Consider the following 15,061-nt stretch of genomic DNA (forward strand, 5'->3'; position numbering starts at 1 on the left):
TTCAGAACTCGTCTTTAAGCCGGTGCCAGAGCATCCCCAAGGCAAGGAGCGGTGAACGCAGCCGCTGACCGCCAGGGAAGGTCGGGTGCGGCACGCGGGCGAACAGGTCGAAGCGCCCCTCGAGTTGTCCGCTGATGGCTTCGGCCAGCAGGCGCCCGGCCAGATGCGTGGCGTTCAGGCCGTGCCCGGCATAGGCCTGGGCGTAGTACACGTTTGGTTGGTCTGACAGTCGCCCAATCTGTGGCAAGCGGTTGGCGCCGATTCCGATCATGCCGCCCCACTGAAAATCGATGCGGGTATTGCGCAGGCGGGGGAATACCTCGAGCATCTTCGGTTGCATGTAGGCGGCGATGTCTTTCGGGTCGCGTCCGGAGTAGTGACAGGCGCCGCCAAACAGCAGCCGACCATCGGCCGACAGGCGAAAGTAGTCCAGCGCGACGCGCTGATCACAGACGGCCATATTCTGCGGCAGCAATTCCTGTCTGACCGCCGCAGGCAGCGGCTCGGTGGCGATGATGTAACTGCCGGCGGGTAGCACCTTGCCGGCTAACGATTTGTTCAGCGAGCCGAGGTAGGCATTGCCGGCCAGTACGAGCTGGTCGGCGCGCACGCTGCCCTGCGCTGTGTGCACGCGGACCTGCTGACCATAGTCGATCCGTTCAACCGCGGATCGCTCGTACAGCCGGACGCCAAGCGACTGCGCCGCAGCGGCTTCGCCCAGCGCCAGATTGAGCGGGTGAAGATGGCCCGAGCCCATATCGATCAGGCCGCCCACATAGCGATCGGAACCGATCACCTCGCGCATGGCCTCCTTCGGCACCCGCCTTAGTGGATGTGGGTAGCCCAGGCGCTGAAGATCGGCGTAGTCCGCTTCGAAGCCGTCAAGGTGACGCTGTTTGGTTGCAAGATCGCAGTAGCCCCAGGTCAGGTCGCATTGAATGGCGTAACGCTCGATGCGCTCACGCACGATGTCTACCGCTTCGAACCCCATGCGTTTGAGGCTGTTCACGCCCTCGTCACCCAGCACCGGCTGAAACTGCTCGACGTCGTGTCCGACACCCCGAATCAGCTGCCCGCCGTTGCGGCCGCTGGCCCCCCAGCCGATGCGGTGGGCTTCGAGCAACACCACGGACAACCCGCGTTCGGCCAGGTCGATGGCCGTGTTGAGGCCGCTGAAACCACCGCCAACGATACAGACGTCGGCGCTCTGTTCGCCTTGCAGGGGCGCGAACTCAAGCGGCTGATTGGCAGTGGCGGCGTAGTAGGACGCGGCGTGATCGTGGTAATTGGAGGCCGGGTGGCGGTTAGTCATGGTTGAGCCTTGGACGGTTTGCCTGGCCGAAGGGTAGACCGGACAGGTGCCGCTCGGCAAAAACGCAGCGCTTTGGGTCAATCTGGAACGGGCAGTTCCAGGGACTCCTTTACCTCTTCCATGACGATGTAGCTCTTGGATTCACGGACATGCGGCAGTTTGAGCAGGATGTCGCCAAGCAGTTTGCGATACGACGCCATTTCAGAGATTCGGGCCTTGATCAGGTAGTCGAAGTCGCCTGATACCAGATGACATTCCAGCACGTGGGGCAGTTTTAGCACGGCGCGGCGGAACTCCTCGAAGATGTCGCCCGACTTGTAGGCCAGGCTGATCTCGACGAACACCAGCAAGCCGCCTTTTAGATGCTGCGGATTCAGCCTCGCCGTGTAACCCATGATGATGCCCTCGCGCTCCAGACGTCTGACGCGCTCGGTACATGGCGTGGTCGACAGACCGATACGCTCGCCCAGCTCGGTGAAGGGCATGCGCCCGTCAGCCTGCAGCAGGCGAAGGATTTGCCGGTCGATCTTGTCCAGCTCGCGGCGGGTCTGATGTTTGGTGCGCATAGGCGTATCGCCTCTCCGTTTGCTGTTTCAGGCGTGAATAAATCGCAAATATAGCCATTTATATAGAGAAATCCACTGCTTACTGCTTTCTATACTCCGCATTAACAGTGATTAGAAAAAGCCCGGTAGCACGGGTAGGAGGCGGCGATGCGTGTTCTGGTGATGGGTAGCGGCGTGATCGGCACCACCAGTGCCTATTATCTGGCGCGAGCCGGCTTCGAGGTTGTGGTGGTCGACCGTCAACCAGCCGTGGCGATGGAGACCAGCTTTGCCAACGCCGGCCAGGTGTCCCCCGGCTACGCATCGCCCTGGGCCGCACCCGGTGTACCTCTGAAAGCCATGAAGTGGCTGATGCAGCGCCACGCCCCGCTCGCCATCAAGTTCACCGGCGATATCCAGCAATACCTGTGGATGGCGCAGATGCTGCGCAACTGCACGGCGGCGCGCTATGCCGTGAACAAGGAGCGCATGGTGCGACTGTCCGAATACAGCCGCGACTGCCTTGACGAGCTGCGCGCTGAAACCGGTATCGACTACGAAGGTCGGCAATGCGGCACGACCCAACTCTTCCGCACTCAGGCACAGCTGGACAACGCGGCCAAGGACATTGCCGTTCTGGAAGCGTCCGGCGTGCCCTATGAACTGCTCGATCGTGCCGGCATTGCGCGCGCCGAACCGGCGCTGGCCAGTGTTTCGGACAAGCTCAGTGGCGCGCTTCGCCTGCCCAACGATCAGACCGGCGATTGTCAGATGTTCACCACCAAACTGGCCGACATGGCCTGCGAGCTGGGCGTCGAGTTCCGCTTCAATCAGGACATTCAGCGGCTGCAGTTCGCAGGTGATCGGCTCGAAGGCGTCTGGATCGACGGAAAATTGGAAACGGCCGATCGCTACGTGCTGGCGCTGGGCAGCTACAGCCCGCAGATGCTTAAACCGCTCGGTATTCGCGCGCCGGTGTATCCGCTCAAGGGTTACTCATTGACCGTGCCGATCAGCGACCCTGCGATGGCGCCGGTTTCCACCGTGCTCGACGAGACCTACAAAGTCGCCATCACCCGCTTTGATCAGCGCATACGGGTTGGCGGCATGGCCGAAATTGCTGGCCACGATCTTTCACTTAATCCGCGGCGTCGCGAGACCCTGGAAATGGTCGTCGGCGACCTCTTTCCACAGGGCGGCGATCCGGCTTGCGCCGAACTTTGGACCGGCTTGCGCCCAGCCACGCCGGACGGCACGCCAATCATCGGTGGCACAGGCTATCGCAACCTGTACCTGAACACCGGACACGGTACTCTTGGCTGGACCATGGCCTGTGGTTCGGGCCGCTTGCTCGCCGACATGCTGGCGAACAAGCGCACGCAGATCAGTACCAATGGTTTCGATATTTCCCGCTACGGCACCCACAAGGAATCGAACAAGCATGCCCATACAGCGCCTGCACACTAACGCTCGCATGAGCCAGGTCGTCATTCACGGCAATACGGTCTATCTGGCCGGCCAGGTGGGCGAGGACATGAGTGCGGGGATCGAACAACAGACCCGCGAAACTCTCGACAACATAGAACGCCTGCTGCGTCAGGCCGGTACCGATAAGCAGCACATTCTTTCGGTGACCATCTACTTGAAAGACATCGATGCCGATTTCGCCGGCATGAATGCGGTTTGGGATCAGTGGTTGCCAGAGGGCGTCGCCCCGGCCCGCGCCACGGTAGAGGCCAGGCTTTGCGAGCCGGAAATTCTGGTCGAGCTGTCGGTCGTGGCCGCACTGCCAGCGTAACCGGGTCGCTGCGCGGCACGACCTGTCATTTCGTCCCGTTGTGTTGAAAATACTGAACGCCCTCGCCATCATAGTGCCCTCAGCAATCGCTCTTATTGGGGGCTCCCGTATTGGACGTTGGCGTTCGACTGCAAACCATCCGCAAACTCAAGGGCCTGTCCCAGCGCGAACTCGCCAAACGTGCAGGCGTCACCAACAGCACGATTTCCATGATCGAGAAGAACAGCGTCAGCCCGTCGATCAGCTCGCTGAAGAAGGTGCTGGGTGGCATCCCGATGTCACTGGTCGAGTTCTTCTCCCCCGATTTCGAGCAGGACAGCGATACCCAGGTGGTCTACAAGGCCGGTGAGCTGATCGATATTTCCGACGGCGCGGTGAGCATGAAACTTGTTGGCAAGGCACATCCGGGCCGCGCCATCGCCTTTCTTGCCGAAACCTATCCGCCTGGCGCCGATACCGGCACGGACATGCTGGCGCACCAGGGCGAAGAGGCTGGCATGCTGGTCGAGGGGCGCCTGGAACTGACGGTGAGCGGCCAGACCTATCTATTGGAAACAGGTGACAGCTACTACTTCGAGAGCAGCAAGCCGCATCGTTTTCGTAACCCGTTTGATACGCCGGCGAAGCTGATCAGTGCTACCACGCCGGCCAACTTTTAACCCGCGGCACCGATCCAGACCAATGTACGATGCCCGCTGCGACAAAGCGTCGCTGGGGATGGCAGGATCATTCGTATTGTTTCGGCGGGCATGGCTTGCCGTTATACTGTCCGCCGCTCGCGATACCGTGGCCGCGGGCGTGTCTAGCCACATGAGGGTATAAGGTGAACCTGATTAAGAAGATCCTGGTAGCACAGACTGCCGTAATGGCCCTGTGGGCAGTGAGCGCTCAGGCTGCGACCAATGAAGAGATTGCCGAGCGGCTTAAGCCGGTAGGCGAAGTATGTATTCAAGGCGAGGAATGCGCAGCAGCTGGCGCTGCTACTGCTGCCGCTGGCGGCGCTGCCCGCAGCGGGGAGGACGTGGTTGGCAAGTTCTGCAACGCCTGCCACGGCACCGGTCTGCTGAACTCGCCGAAAGTTGGCGATACGGCAGCGTGGCAAGCCCGTGCTGACAAACAAGGCGGCCTCGATGGCTTGCTGGCTACCGCAATCAGCGGCATCAATGCCATGCCACCGAAAGGCACCTGTGGCGATTGCTCGGATGACGAGCTGATGGCCGCCATCAAGCACATGTCCGGCCTGTAAGCGTTCGCGCTGGGTAGACAAAGCCGCCTTCGGGCGGCTTTGTCGTTTCTGGGGATAAAAGCTGGGCCGTGTCGGGTCGAAACTTCAAATCCGATCCCAAGGCCCGGTGTGGTCCTGGCATAGCGATGAGGTGTTCATGCCCAGTTCAGCCCCGCAACCCGAACAGCTGCATTTTTCCAGCGACGGACGCACTCCGAACAGTTCCCATCCGGTGCTCGTGTACCGTCAGTTGCCGTTGGCCGATAACGATTACGCCAGCGCGTTCGAAAACCTGTTCAACAGTCACCTGTGGCCCGCGCAATGGCGCGCCGGTGTCTATGACTATCACCACTACCACTCCACGGCCCATGAAGTTCTCGGCGTTTCTCGAGGCTCGGCACGGCTGATGCTCGGCGGCGAGCAGGGGCAGGAAGTGGAGGTGAAGGCTGGCGATGCGCTGGTGCTGCCGGCCGGTACAGGCCATTGCCAGCTCAGTGCCAGCGACGACTTCGAAGTGGTCGGTGGCTATCCGGTGGACCAGCAGTACGATCTGCTGCGACCGGACGAAGGCAGCCACGATGAAGCGCGAGCCCGCGCCCAGCGGGTAGGCGTGCCGGTGAGCGATCCGGTCGCCGGCACCCAAGGCGTGCTGGTCAGTCTCTGGCGTGAAGCGTGAGGCAGCGCGAGGCGCTTATTCGACGAACACCACCTGGCCGTCACTGAGGGCGGCCACCCGTGCCAGCGATTCGACGCGGAAGCCCGCTTCTTCCAGTTCCTGGCGACCGGCCTGAAAGGATTTCTCGATCACGATACCGAGCCCGGCGATGCTGGCACCGGCCTGCTGGATGATCGAGATCAGGCCCTTGGCGGCTTTGCCGTTGGCCAGGAAGTCGTCGATGATCAGCACGCGGTCGGCATCAGACAGGTGATTGGTGGAGATCGCGATAGTGCTTTCGACCTGCTTGGTGAAGGAATACACCGAAGCGGTCAGCAGGTGGTCAGTCAGCGTCAGAGACTGATGCTTGCGCGCAAAGATCACCGGCACGCCCAGTTCCAGCCCCGCCATGATTGCTGGCGCAATGCCGGACGCCTCGATCGTGACGATCTTGGTAATGCCTTCGTCGCGGAACAACCGGGCGAATTCCTGGCCGATCTGCTGCATCAGCACGGGGTCGATCTGGTGGTTCAGAAAGGCATCGACCTTGAGCACGCGGTCGGAGAGTACGATGCCTTCATTACGGATCTTCTGTTTCAGCTGTTCCACGAACGCGCTACCTCAAGCGTGAGCGGCCGGGATTGCCTGACGAATCACGGTGCCAGAAAACCAATTGGGCGCTTCGCCATGGTGGCGAGCGCCCAGCTCGTTTCGTTTCAGCATCCGTTCGTCACTGCGTTCCGCAGCCTGGAAAGCCGCGCATTCTCGCTCAATTCCGTGCCTGGGTCCAAGCGGACCTTTCAGTCTGATGTGTCGATCGACAAGCGGCGAAAGCGTGCTGCTTCGCCATGATGTTGCAACACGATGTGCCCGCGATGGGCCTGAGTAAATCTGGGATAGCCGCTGAATTTGCTGCGGGCGATGCGCTCACGCAGGGCTGGATCATCCAGCCGATAGCGCAGCACCTGGCGGCCGCCGAGCCAGTGCTCGACCTCGTCATCGTGAACCGTTAGCGCGGCTTCAACGAACTGTTCGGGCTCAATCTGTATTTCCACCTCCGGTCTCAGCAATCCGTATAGCGCGCCGTTGCGCGTCGTGGGCTCTCGGCCATCGGGGTGCCCTCGGTCATCGAGCAGTTGCATTTCGGGGCCGCTGTGCCAGCTCAGTTCGGCGCTTTCCTCGACGCGGCAGAACACGCCGGAGTTGCCACCCGTGGGCAGGGCAAATTCGAACCGCAGCGTGAAGTTCCGGTAAGGCTCACACGAAATCAGGTCGATTCGCCGGCTACCGGCGAGGGCGTGGAGCTCGTCGCCGTTCACGCGCCAGCAATCGTCAGGAAACCCATCGCCGTGCCAGGCACGCCATTGAGAGGCATCGAGCTTTCGAATCATTAGCCTGTCACCCGAACAATTGCTGTTTGCGCCGCAGCCAGCGGTAACCGTATGGCCCGAGCTTAAGCGCCAACGGCGAACCCTCCGGCTGACCGTAATCGCAGTCGGCAAGCACATCGACCATGTCCTGCAGGTCGTCGGCCTGAATCGTCACGGTCGTCTCCTTGTCAGCAAGGTTGACCAGCATCAGCACGGTAGAGCCGTTGTCGTGACGAATGGCAAACACCGCGGGGTCGTCCACCTCGACAGTCGTGCGCTTGCCAATGCCGATCTCACGCAGGCCGATCCGCGTGCGGATCATGTTGCCGGTCCGCGCCATCAGGGAATCGCTGCGCAGGGTCTGGGCGAATACATTGATTTTCTCGTACCCGAACGGGCCCTCATCGATCAGCGGTGCCGCCAGTTCACCGGCAGTGCAGGAAAAACCGGCGTTGGGCTCGTTGGACCACTGCATTGGCGTGCGCACCGCCTGGCGCTCGGGACGTTCCATGTCGTCGCCCATGCCAATTTCTTCGCCGTAGCGGATGATCGGGGTGCCCGGAAGCGAAAACAGCAGTGCGTGCGTAGCGGCAATCCGACGTTCATCGCCATCGAGCATGGGCGCGAGACGCCGGCGAATGCCGCGGTTGTACGCACGCATCTTCGGGTCGGGTGCAAAGGTATCCATCACCTCGTTGCGTTCGCTTTCTTCCAGACGATCCAGACTCAGCTCGTCATGGTTGCGAATCCACAGCGCGTACTGCGAATGACTGGGCGGCAGCGGCTGGCTGTTCAACGCGCGACACAGGGGCTCGGCCTGCTGCCGCGCCAGTGCCAGGAAAAAGTGGTTGTTGGTCCAGAAATCCAGCAGCAGGGTGACGCGGTCGGCTTCGTCCCCGAAATATTCGACGTACTTCTCCGGGTCGGTGTCGATTTCGCCGAGTAGCACGGTCTCGGGGCGGCGCATGGTGACGAAGTCGCGCATGTGTTCGAGCAGCCAGTAGCCTTTTTTGAGATCCCCGCCGCCAGCCTGACGGACCATATGCACCGCGGCATCGATACGGAACCCTGATACGCCCAGGCGCAACCAGAACGACATGATCCGCTCGATTTCATGAATCACCCGCGGGTTGGTCAGGTCCAGGTCCGGCTCGTGCTTATAGAACAGGTGGCGGTAGTACTGACCGGCTTCCTCATCCCAAGTCCAGATGCTGTCCTCGACAGTCGGAAAGATCGGCTCCATTGAGTCGTCGGGTTCATCGGCCCAGATGTAGTAGTCGCGGTAAGGCGAGTTTCGGTCGCGGCGCGCCTCCTGAAACCACTTGTGTTCGATGGAGGTGTGCTGCACTAGCAACTCCACAATCACGTGTAGCCCCAGCTCCTCGGCCTTTTCCAGCAGGGCAACCATGTCGGCCAGGTCACCGAAGCGCGGCGCGACCTGCAGGTGGTCGGTGACGTCGTAGCCGGCGTCGCAGAAGGGCGATTCGTAGAACGGCATGATCCACACCGCGGTGGCGCCCAGCCCGCGAATGTAATCGAGTCGCTCGGTGATGCCGCGCAAATCGCCACAGCCGTCGCCATTGCTGTCACGGAACAGTGCGGGATCGACTTGATAGATCACCGCGTTGCGATACCAGAGTGGACGCATGCTCAGCCCTCCGCCGGGCGCAGGATCAATGCCTGCCCGGCCGTTAGATTGCCGTTGAAGGGTTGCCCCTCACCGTCGCCATCGCTGGCGATTTCGACCTGCCACTGACCGCTTTGTGGGAAGGCGTGTGGGTGATTGGCGAAGTTGATGCAGACCAGCCGGCAGTCGTCGCCGGACCGTCTGCGGTAGGCCAGCACCTCCGGATGCGACGGCAACTCCTCGAAATCCCCGTGATGCAGCGCCGGGCTGACCTTGCGCGCGGCGAGCAGGCGCTGGTAAAGCGCGAACATCGAGTTTGCTGCGCCGGTCTGGCGTTCGGCTGCCCGTTCGTCCGCCTCGGGTGGAAAGGGCAGCCACGGCGCTGTGCCGTCCCAGCCATGCGGCGGCTCGGCCTGCCAGGGCATCGGTGCCCGGCAGCCATCGCGGCCGCCCGGGTCGACACGGGTTTCGGCGGTAATCATGGCATCCTCCAGCCCCAGCTCTTCGCCCTGGTAGATGAACGGCGTACCGCGCAGTGTGAGCAGCATTACCGCAGCCGCCCGTGAGGCTCTCTCGGAGCCTTGATAGCGACTGCGCTGGCGCACATTGTCGTGGTTGGACAGCACCCAGGTCGGCCAGGCGCCGGCCGGTTGCAGCCAGTGCTCGACCTCGCGGATGCAGGAGCGAAACAGCACCGGGTCCCAGGGCGCGTCGAGCGGGTTGAAATTGAAGGCCAGGTGCAGCTCGTCGCCCGCGCCGTAGTACTGCAGCACACGCTCGGTCGAGCGGATGTTCACCTCGCCCACCAGCATGCGGTCGCCGGGATAGCTGTCCACCAGTTTGCGCAGGCCGCGCAGCACTTCGTGGCTGTAGGGCTGGTCATTGAAGTCGGAGAGCGGCTGACCGGCCTGGCAGCGGGGGTCGTCGGCGAAGCTCGGGTCCTTGCCGGTGCAGTGGATGACGTCGATGCGAAAGCCGTCGACGCCGCGATCGAGCCAGAAGCGCAGCACGTCGTGCATCGCCTCGACCACCTCGGGGTTGCGCCAGTTCAGGTCCGGCTGCTTGGCGAGGAACAGGTGCAAGTAATACTGCTGGGTGTGCTCGTCCCAGGTCCAGGCGCTGCCAGCACCCAGCGCGGCGCGCCAGTTGTTCGGCTGGTCACGCCAGATGTACCAATCGCGCTTGGGGTTGTCTCGCGAGCGGCGCGACTCGACGAACCAGGGGTGTTCGTCCGAGGTGTGATTGGGCACGAAATCCAGCAGCACGCGAATGCCGCGAGCATGCGCCTCGGCGATCAGCCGGTCGATGTCGGCCAGCGAACCGAACAGCGGGTCAATGTCGCAGTAGTCGCTGATGTCGTAGCCGGCGTCGGCCATCGGTGAGCGGAATATCGGCGACAGCCACAGCGCGTCGACGCCCAGCTGCTGCAAATGATCGAGATGGCGCAGCACGCCGTTAAGGTCACCAATGCCGTCGCCATTGCTGTCGGCGAAAGATCGCGGGTAAATCTGATAAATCGTGGCGCCTTTCCACCAGGGTGCCTGGGTTGACTCGCTCATGCTCGTGCCCCTTTTTTCCGGTGTGCGGCAGACCCAGCGCAACGGGCCTGTGAGGTGTACGACTGACGAGCGGTGCCTGGGTTTCCCGGGTTCATTGATCTCCGTCGGACGGTACTGAACGCGACAGCGGATACTCCGACTAACTTTGGACCAGCCTCAACGACCCAGGAGAGCGCCATGTTGCGAGTTGCTATCAATGGTTATGGCCGTATTGGCCGAGCGGTACTGCGAGCCCTGTTCGAGCGAAACCTGGAAAACCAGATTCATATTGAAGCGATCAACGACCTCAGCGAGCGCTCGGCCATGGCGCATCTGACGCGCTTCGATACCACCTTCGGCCGTTTCCACGGCCAGGTGGATCTGCACGATGACGTGATGCAGATCCGCGGCCAGTCGATCCGCCTGCTGCAGGAACGCGACCCGACGCAGCTGCCCTGGAAACAGCTAGGTGTCGACGTGGTGCTGGAGTGCTCGGGGAAATTCAAGAAGCGCGACCTGATCGATCAGCACCTGCAGGCCGGTGCCCAGCGGGTGTTCGCCTCGCACCCACTGGACGGCGCTGATCTGACGGTCGTCTACGGCGTCAACCATGAGCTGCTCGACAGCAGCCATCGTGTGATCTCCAACGCCTCCTGCACCACCAATTGCCTGGCACCGCTGGCCAAGGTGCTGCATGAGGCGGTGGGCATCCGTCAGGGCCTGCTCAACACGGTGCATTCCTATACCAATGATCAGAGCCTACTAGACAAGGCGCACAAGGATCTTTATCGCGCCCGTGCGGCAGCGGAATCGATGATTCCGTCGACCACCGGTGCGGCCAAGGCCATCGGTCTGGTGATGCCCGAGCTGGCCGGGCGTCTGGACGGGCTGGCGGTGCGGGTGCCGACGCCGAACGTGTCGCTGGTCGACCTCACCTTCACCGCCGAGCGAGCACCGGGCAGCGTCGAGGCGATCAACCAGATCCTCCGGGAAGGCGCGCAGAAGATGCCGCTTGGGGTGATGGAGTGCAACGACTTGCCACTGGTTTCCCGCGACTTCTTTGGCCATCCGACCTCGTGCGTGGCCGACCTCAGCCATACGCGCGTGCAGGGCGACCTGGTCAAGGTGCTGGCCTGGTACGACAACGAATGGGCCTTCTCCAACCGTATGCTCGATGTGCTGCTGCACTGGGGCGACGACACCGCGCAAGCGAGCTGAGCGGAACAGCTCGATGAGCGATAGCGCGAGCGTCTGGACGCAACGGCTGGCAGAGTTCAGGGCGGCTACAGCTGCTCGCCAGCCGACGCCCGGTTGTGGCGCGGCGGGCGCTGTCACGGCGGATATCGGCCTCGCGCTGGTACTCAAGGGGCTGCGCATCAGCGAGGCCCACGGTTCAGATCCGGTTCGCCACGAATTGCTGCAAGCCGCCGAGGCGTTGCTGGGTCGGCCAGGCGCTTTTGCCGATGATGACATGCAAGCGTTCGACGATTACCTGAGTGCAGCCCGCCATGGTGAAGTCGAGAATAAGCAGGCGGCAGCGCGTCAGGCCTGTGCGGTGCCGCTGGCCCTGGCGCATTGCTGTCTGGAGGCGCTCGAACTCGCGGTGGATGCCTGGCCACGTACCGACCCGATCGTGCAAAGCGATGTCCACGCCGGCGCTGTGCTCATCCATGCGGGGCTCAGCGCGGCGCTGATCAACGTCGACGCGGATATGACCAGTCTGGAAGACCCGTCTGCGCAGGATCAGGCCGGGAGAACACGCCGACGCCTGCAAAGCGAAGGCGACGCGTTGCTGCGGCGGCTGGTCGATTCAGGCAAGTAGCGGTTCGGTAAGCGATCAAACTCAGCTGGTTGTGTTTGCCCGTCACGCCATATGTTGGGTCTGCGCCGAGATTCGCGAGCAAGCTCGCTCCTACGAGACCGATGATCGACTCGGCTAGCGGGCGGCCGCTACGACTCGCTTTGTAGGAGCCAGCTTGCTGGCGAACCGATCCCGCTCGCGAATCAATGACGGACCTTGGCGATAGCATTGGCATATCCGTTCGTCTATAACGAGAAAAAACGTCTCGTTTTAGTTTGACGGCTGCGCGGGTTGTTTCTAGTCTCAAGGTCAGCTGAGGCACTTTCCAATAACAATCGAGACCCGACAGTCTCCTCACGCAAGCCGTTCGCGCATGTGCTTGTCTGGCAGCCAGCTGCCGGGCTTTTAACGATGTCGCGACCGCCACCGGAGAGCACCATGAGTCATCGCATCGTCTTGCCGCGCCTGATGGAAGTCGGCGCCGGCGCCAGCCAGCAGATCGTCTCTGTTTTACACAACCTGGGCTGCAAACGGCCGCTGATCGTCACCGACCGGATGATGGTCGAGCTCGGCTATGTAGCGCGCATCAGCGAGACGCTGGCCAAGGCCGACATTCCCAGCGACTGCTTTGCCGACACGCTGCCGGAGCCGACTGCGGCATCGATTCGTGCTGGCGTCGAGATGGTCCGTCAGGGCAACTATGACTCGATCATCGCCCTGGGCGGCGGCAGCCCGATCGACTCGGCCAAGGCCATCGGTATCCTCGGCAAGTTCGGCGGTGAGATGCGCGACTATCGCTTCCCGCGCGATGTCAGCGAAGCCGGCCTGCCGCTGATCGCGATTCCCACCACGGCGGGGACCGGCTCGGAAGCGACGCGCTTTACCATCATCACCGATGAAACCAGCGACGAGAAAATGCTCTGCGCGGGCCTCGGCTTCATGCCGGTGGCTGCGCTGATCGACTATGAACTGACCCTCTCGCTGCCGCCGCGGGTGACCGCCGACACCGGCATCGATGCGCTGACTCACGCCATCGAGGCCTACGTCAGCCGCAAGGCCAGCCTCTACAGCGATTCGCAGGCCCTTGAAGCCATGCGCTTGCTGGCGCCCAACCTGCGCGCGGCCTACCACGAGCCCGGCAATCGCGACGCCCGCGAGGCGATGATGCTGGGTGCGACGCTTGCCGGTATCGCCTTCTCCAATGCCTCGGTGGCGCTGGTGCACGGCATGAGCCGGCCGATCGGCGCCTTCTTCCATGTGCCGCACGGCCTGTCTAATGCCATGTTGCTGCCGGCGATCACCGCGTTTTCGATTCCCGCTGCGCCGGAGCGTTATGCCGACTGCGCGCGGGCGATGGGCGTCGCGGGTGAGGGTGACAGCGCCGAGGTGGCCAACGACAAGCTGCTGACCGAGCTTCGTGCCATCAATAAAGAGCTGCAGGTGCCGAGCCCCGAGCAGTTCGGCATCACCCGCGAGCGCTTCTTCGAACTGCGCGAAACCATGGCCAAGCAGGCGCTGGCCTCGGGTTCGCCCGGCAACAACCCGCGCGTGCCTACTGAAGCTGAAATCATCGACCTTTACGAAACCGTCTGGAACCAGGAGTGACCCCATGCAGACCCTCGGCAACCTGATCAACAACGAGGCCGTCGCTGGCCGCTCCGAACGCCACTCCACCGTCTATAACCCGGCAACTGGCGAGCCGCGACTCTACGTTTCGCTGTCTTCGGCGGACGAAACCCGTGAGGCCATTGCAGCCGCCCAGGCCGCGTTCGAAGGCTGGTCCAAGACGCCGCCGCTGGTTCGGGCGCGCGTTATGTTCCGCTTCAAGGCCTTGCTCGAAGCGCGTCGCGACGACGTCGCCCGGCTGATCTCGCTGGAGCACGGCAAGGTTTTCTCCGATGCCCAGGGCGAAGTGACCCGCGGGCTTGAAGTCGTGGAGTTTGCCTGCGGCATCCCGCACCTGCTCAAGGGCGAGTTCTCGCCTAACGTCGGTCGCGATATCGATTCAAACTCGCTGATGCAGCCGCTGGGCGTCTGCGTCGGTATCACGCCGTTCAACTTCCCGGCCATGGTGCCGCTGTGGATGCTGCCGGTCGCTATCGCCTGCGGGAATACCTTCGTTCTCAAGCCCTCGGAGAAGGACCCGAGCGCGACCATGCTGCTCGGTGAATTGCTGGCCGAAGCCGGGCTGCCGGCAGGCGTGTTGAACATCGTCAACGGCGACAAGGAAGCGGTGGACGTGCTGCTCACCGACGAGCGCGTGCAGTCGGTGAGCTTCGTCGGCTCAACGCCTATCGCCGAGTACATCTACAGCACCGCGTCGGCTCACGGTAAGCGCTGCCAGGCCTTGGGCGGCGCCAAGAACCATATGGTGATCATGCCTGACGCCGATCCGCAGCAAGTGGTTGGGTCGTTGATGGGCGCGGCTTATGGTTCGGCCGGCGAGCGCTGCATGGCGATCTCGGTGGCCGTGTGCGTGGGTGATGAGGTGGCCGACAACCTGGTCGAGATGCTCAAGGGCGAGATCGGGAAGATGCGCACCGGCCCTGGCACGGGTGTCGAACCCGAACCGCATATGGGTCCGCTGGTGACTCGCGAGCATCAGCAGAAAGTCGTCAGCTACATCGACCTGGGCGTGAAAGAGGGCGCGTTCCTGGTCTGCGATGGTCGTGGATTAAAAGTTGATGGCTACGAAAATGGCTTCTACGTCGGCCCGACGCTGTTCGATCGGGTGACGCCCGAGATGCGCATCTACAAAGAGGAAATCTTTGGTCCGGTCTTGGCAGTCGTACGCGTCCAATCCTTCGACGACGCGTTGAAGCTGGTCAACGACCACGAGTTCGGCAACGGCACGTCGATCTTCACCCGTGACGGCGACACCGCGCGGCAGTACGAGGAAGAGGTCAAGGTCGGCATGGTTGGCGTCAACGTGCCGATCCCGGTGCCGATGGCGTTCCACTGCTTCGGCGGCTGGAAGCGCTCGATCTTCGGCCCGCTGAACATGCATGGCCCGGACGGCGTGCGTTTCTTCACGCGGATGAAGACCGTGACCCGGCGCTGGCCGACCGGCATCCGTGCCGGGGCGGATTTCTCGATGCCGACCATGAAGTAGCATTCGCAGGGGGCTGTGCTCGTCTTGGTGGGCTGAAGCCCACCCTACAGAACGAGTATGCACGGGCGCCGGAAATGC

Annotated in this window: 15 protein-coding genes; 9 read left to right on the forward strand and 6 right to left on the reverse strand. The window is 62.5% G+C overall.

Features of this window, described 5'->3' with window-relative positions:
- Position 1: 1 nt before the first annotated feature.
- Positions 2 to 1,312, reverse strand: a complete 1,311-nt coding sequence (locus tag BUE09_RS17470) for an NAD(P)/FAD-dependent oxidoreductase (RefSeq protein ID WP_073302920.1) — start codon at positions 1,310 to 1,312, stop codon at positions 2 to 4.
- Positions 1,313 to 1,389: 77 nt separating this feature from the next.
- On the reverse strand, positions 1,390 to 1,878 hold the full coding sequence (locus tag BUE09_RS17475) for an AsnC family transcriptional regulator (RefSeq protein ID WP_073302922.1): 489 nt from the start codon (positions 1,876 to 1,878) through the stop codon (positions 1,390 to 1,392).
- 147 nt (positions 1,879 to 2,025) lie between these two features.
- Between BUE09_RS17475 and dadA the strand changes: the two genes are divergently transcribed.
- From dadA to BUE09_RS17500, 5 genes are all read left to right on the forward strand, one after another.
- The gene (gene dadA, locus BUE09_RS17480) at positions 2,026 to 3,324 is read left to right on the forward strand and encodes a D-amino acid dehydrogenase (protein ID WP_073302924.1); all 1,299 of its coding nucleotides are present in this window, start codon (positions 2,026 to 2,028) and stop codon (positions 3,322 to 3,324) included.
- Positions 3,299 to 3,655 (forward strand): RidA family protein, encoded by a 357-nt coding sequence (locus tag BUE09_RS17485; RefSeq protein WP_073302926.1) that lies wholly within the window; start codon positions 3,299 to 3,301, stop codon positions 3,653 to 3,655. The genes dadA and BUE09_RS17485 overlap by 26 nt, the downstream gene beginning before the upstream one ends.
- A gap of 110 nt (positions 3,656 to 3,765) precedes the next feature.
- Entirely contained in the window at positions 3,766 to 4,314 is a 549-nt protein-coding gene (locus tag BUE09_RS17490) for a cupin domain-containing protein (protein ID WP_073302928.1), read from the forward strand.
- 164 nt (positions 4,315 to 4,478) lie between these two features.
- A complete protein-coding gene (locus tag BUE09_RS17495; protein ID WP_073302930.1) occupies positions 4,479 to 4,901 on the forward strand; it encodes a c-type cytochrome in 423 nt (140 codons plus the stop codon).
- Between the two features lie 136 nt (positions 4,902 to 5,037).
- Complete coding sequence (locus BUE09_RS17500) at positions 5,038 to 5,556, forward strand: cupin domain-containing protein (RefSeq protein ID WP_073302932.1); 519 nt, start codon at positions 5,038 to 5,040, stop codon at positions 5,554 to 5,556.
- 15 nt (positions 5,557 to 5,571) lie between these two features.
- Here the strand turns inward: BUE09_RS17500 and xpt are convergent, their stop codons facing one another.
- The 4 genes from xpt to BUE09_RS17520 form a co-directional block, all read right to left on the reverse strand.
- Entirely contained in the window at positions 5,572 to 6,144 is a 573-nt protein-coding gene (xpt, locus tag BUE09_RS17505) for a xanthine phosphoribosyltransferase (RefSeq protein WP_073302934.1), read from the reverse strand.
- A gap of 191 nt (positions 6,145 to 6,335) precedes the next feature.
- A complete protein-coding gene (locus tag BUE09_RS17510; RefSeq protein WP_073302936.1) occupies positions 6,336 to 6,926 on the reverse strand; it encodes a 3-keto-disaccharide hydrolase in 591 nt (196 codons plus the stop codon).
- Positions 6,927 to 6,933: 7 nt separating this feature from the next.
- Positions 6,934 to 8,553, reverse strand: a complete 1,620-nt coding sequence (locus BUE09_RS17515; RefSeq protein ID WP_073302938.1) for an alpha-amylase family protein — start codon at positions 8,551 to 8,553, stop codon at positions 6,934 to 6,936.
- 2 nt (positions 8,554 to 8,555) lie between these two features.
- Positions 8,556 to 10,091 carry an alpha-amylase family glycosyl hydrolase gene (locus tag BUE09_RS17520; RefSeq protein ID WP_073302940.1) on the reverse strand — a complete coding sequence of 512 codons (1,536 nt, stop codon included), beginning with the start codon at positions 10,089 to 10,091 and terminating at the stop codon, positions 8,556 to 8,558.
- Positions 10,092 to 10,268: 177 nt separating this feature from the next.
- Between BUE09_RS17520 and gap the strand changes: the two genes are divergently transcribed.
- The 4 genes from gap (at position 10,269) to BUE09_RS17540 (ending at position 14,983) form a co-directional block, all read left to right on the forward strand.
- The gene (gene gap, locus BUE09_RS17525; protein ID WP_073302942.1) at positions 10,269 to 11,288 is read left to right on the forward strand and encodes a type I glyceraldehyde-3-phosphate dehydrogenase; all 1,020 of its coding nucleotides are present in this window, start codon (positions 10,269 to 10,271) and stop codon (positions 11,286 to 11,288) included.
- A gap of 13 nt (positions 11,289 to 11,301) precedes the next feature.
- Complete coding sequence (locus tag BUE09_RS17530) at positions 11,302 to 11,892, forward strand: cyclodeaminase/cyclohydrolase family protein (RefSeq protein WP_073302944.1); 591 nt, start codon at positions 11,302 to 11,304, stop codon at positions 11,890 to 11,892.
- A gap of 417 nt (positions 11,893 to 12,309) precedes the next feature.
- Positions 12,310 to 13,476 carry an iron-containing alcohol dehydrogenase gene (locus tag BUE09_RS17535; RefSeq protein ID WP_073302946.1) on the forward strand — a complete coding sequence of 389 codons (1,167 nt, stop codon included), beginning with the start codon at positions 12,310 to 12,312 and terminating at the stop codon, positions 13,474 to 13,476.
- A 4-nt stretch (positions 13,477 to 13,480) separates the two neighbouring features.
- A complete protein-coding gene (locus BUE09_RS17540) occupies positions 13,481 to 14,983 on the forward strand; it encodes a CoA-acylating methylmalonate-semialdehyde dehydrogenase (protein WP_073302948.1) in 1,503 nt (500 codons plus the stop codon).
- Positions 14,984 to 15,061 lie beyond the last annotated feature (78 nt).

It is taken from the genome of Stutzerimonas xanthomarina DSM 18231, from assembly GCF_900129835.1.
Lineage (GTDB): Bacteria > Pseudomonadota > Gammaproteobacteria > Pseudomonadales > Pseudomonadaceae > Stutzerimonas > Stutzerimonas xanthomarina.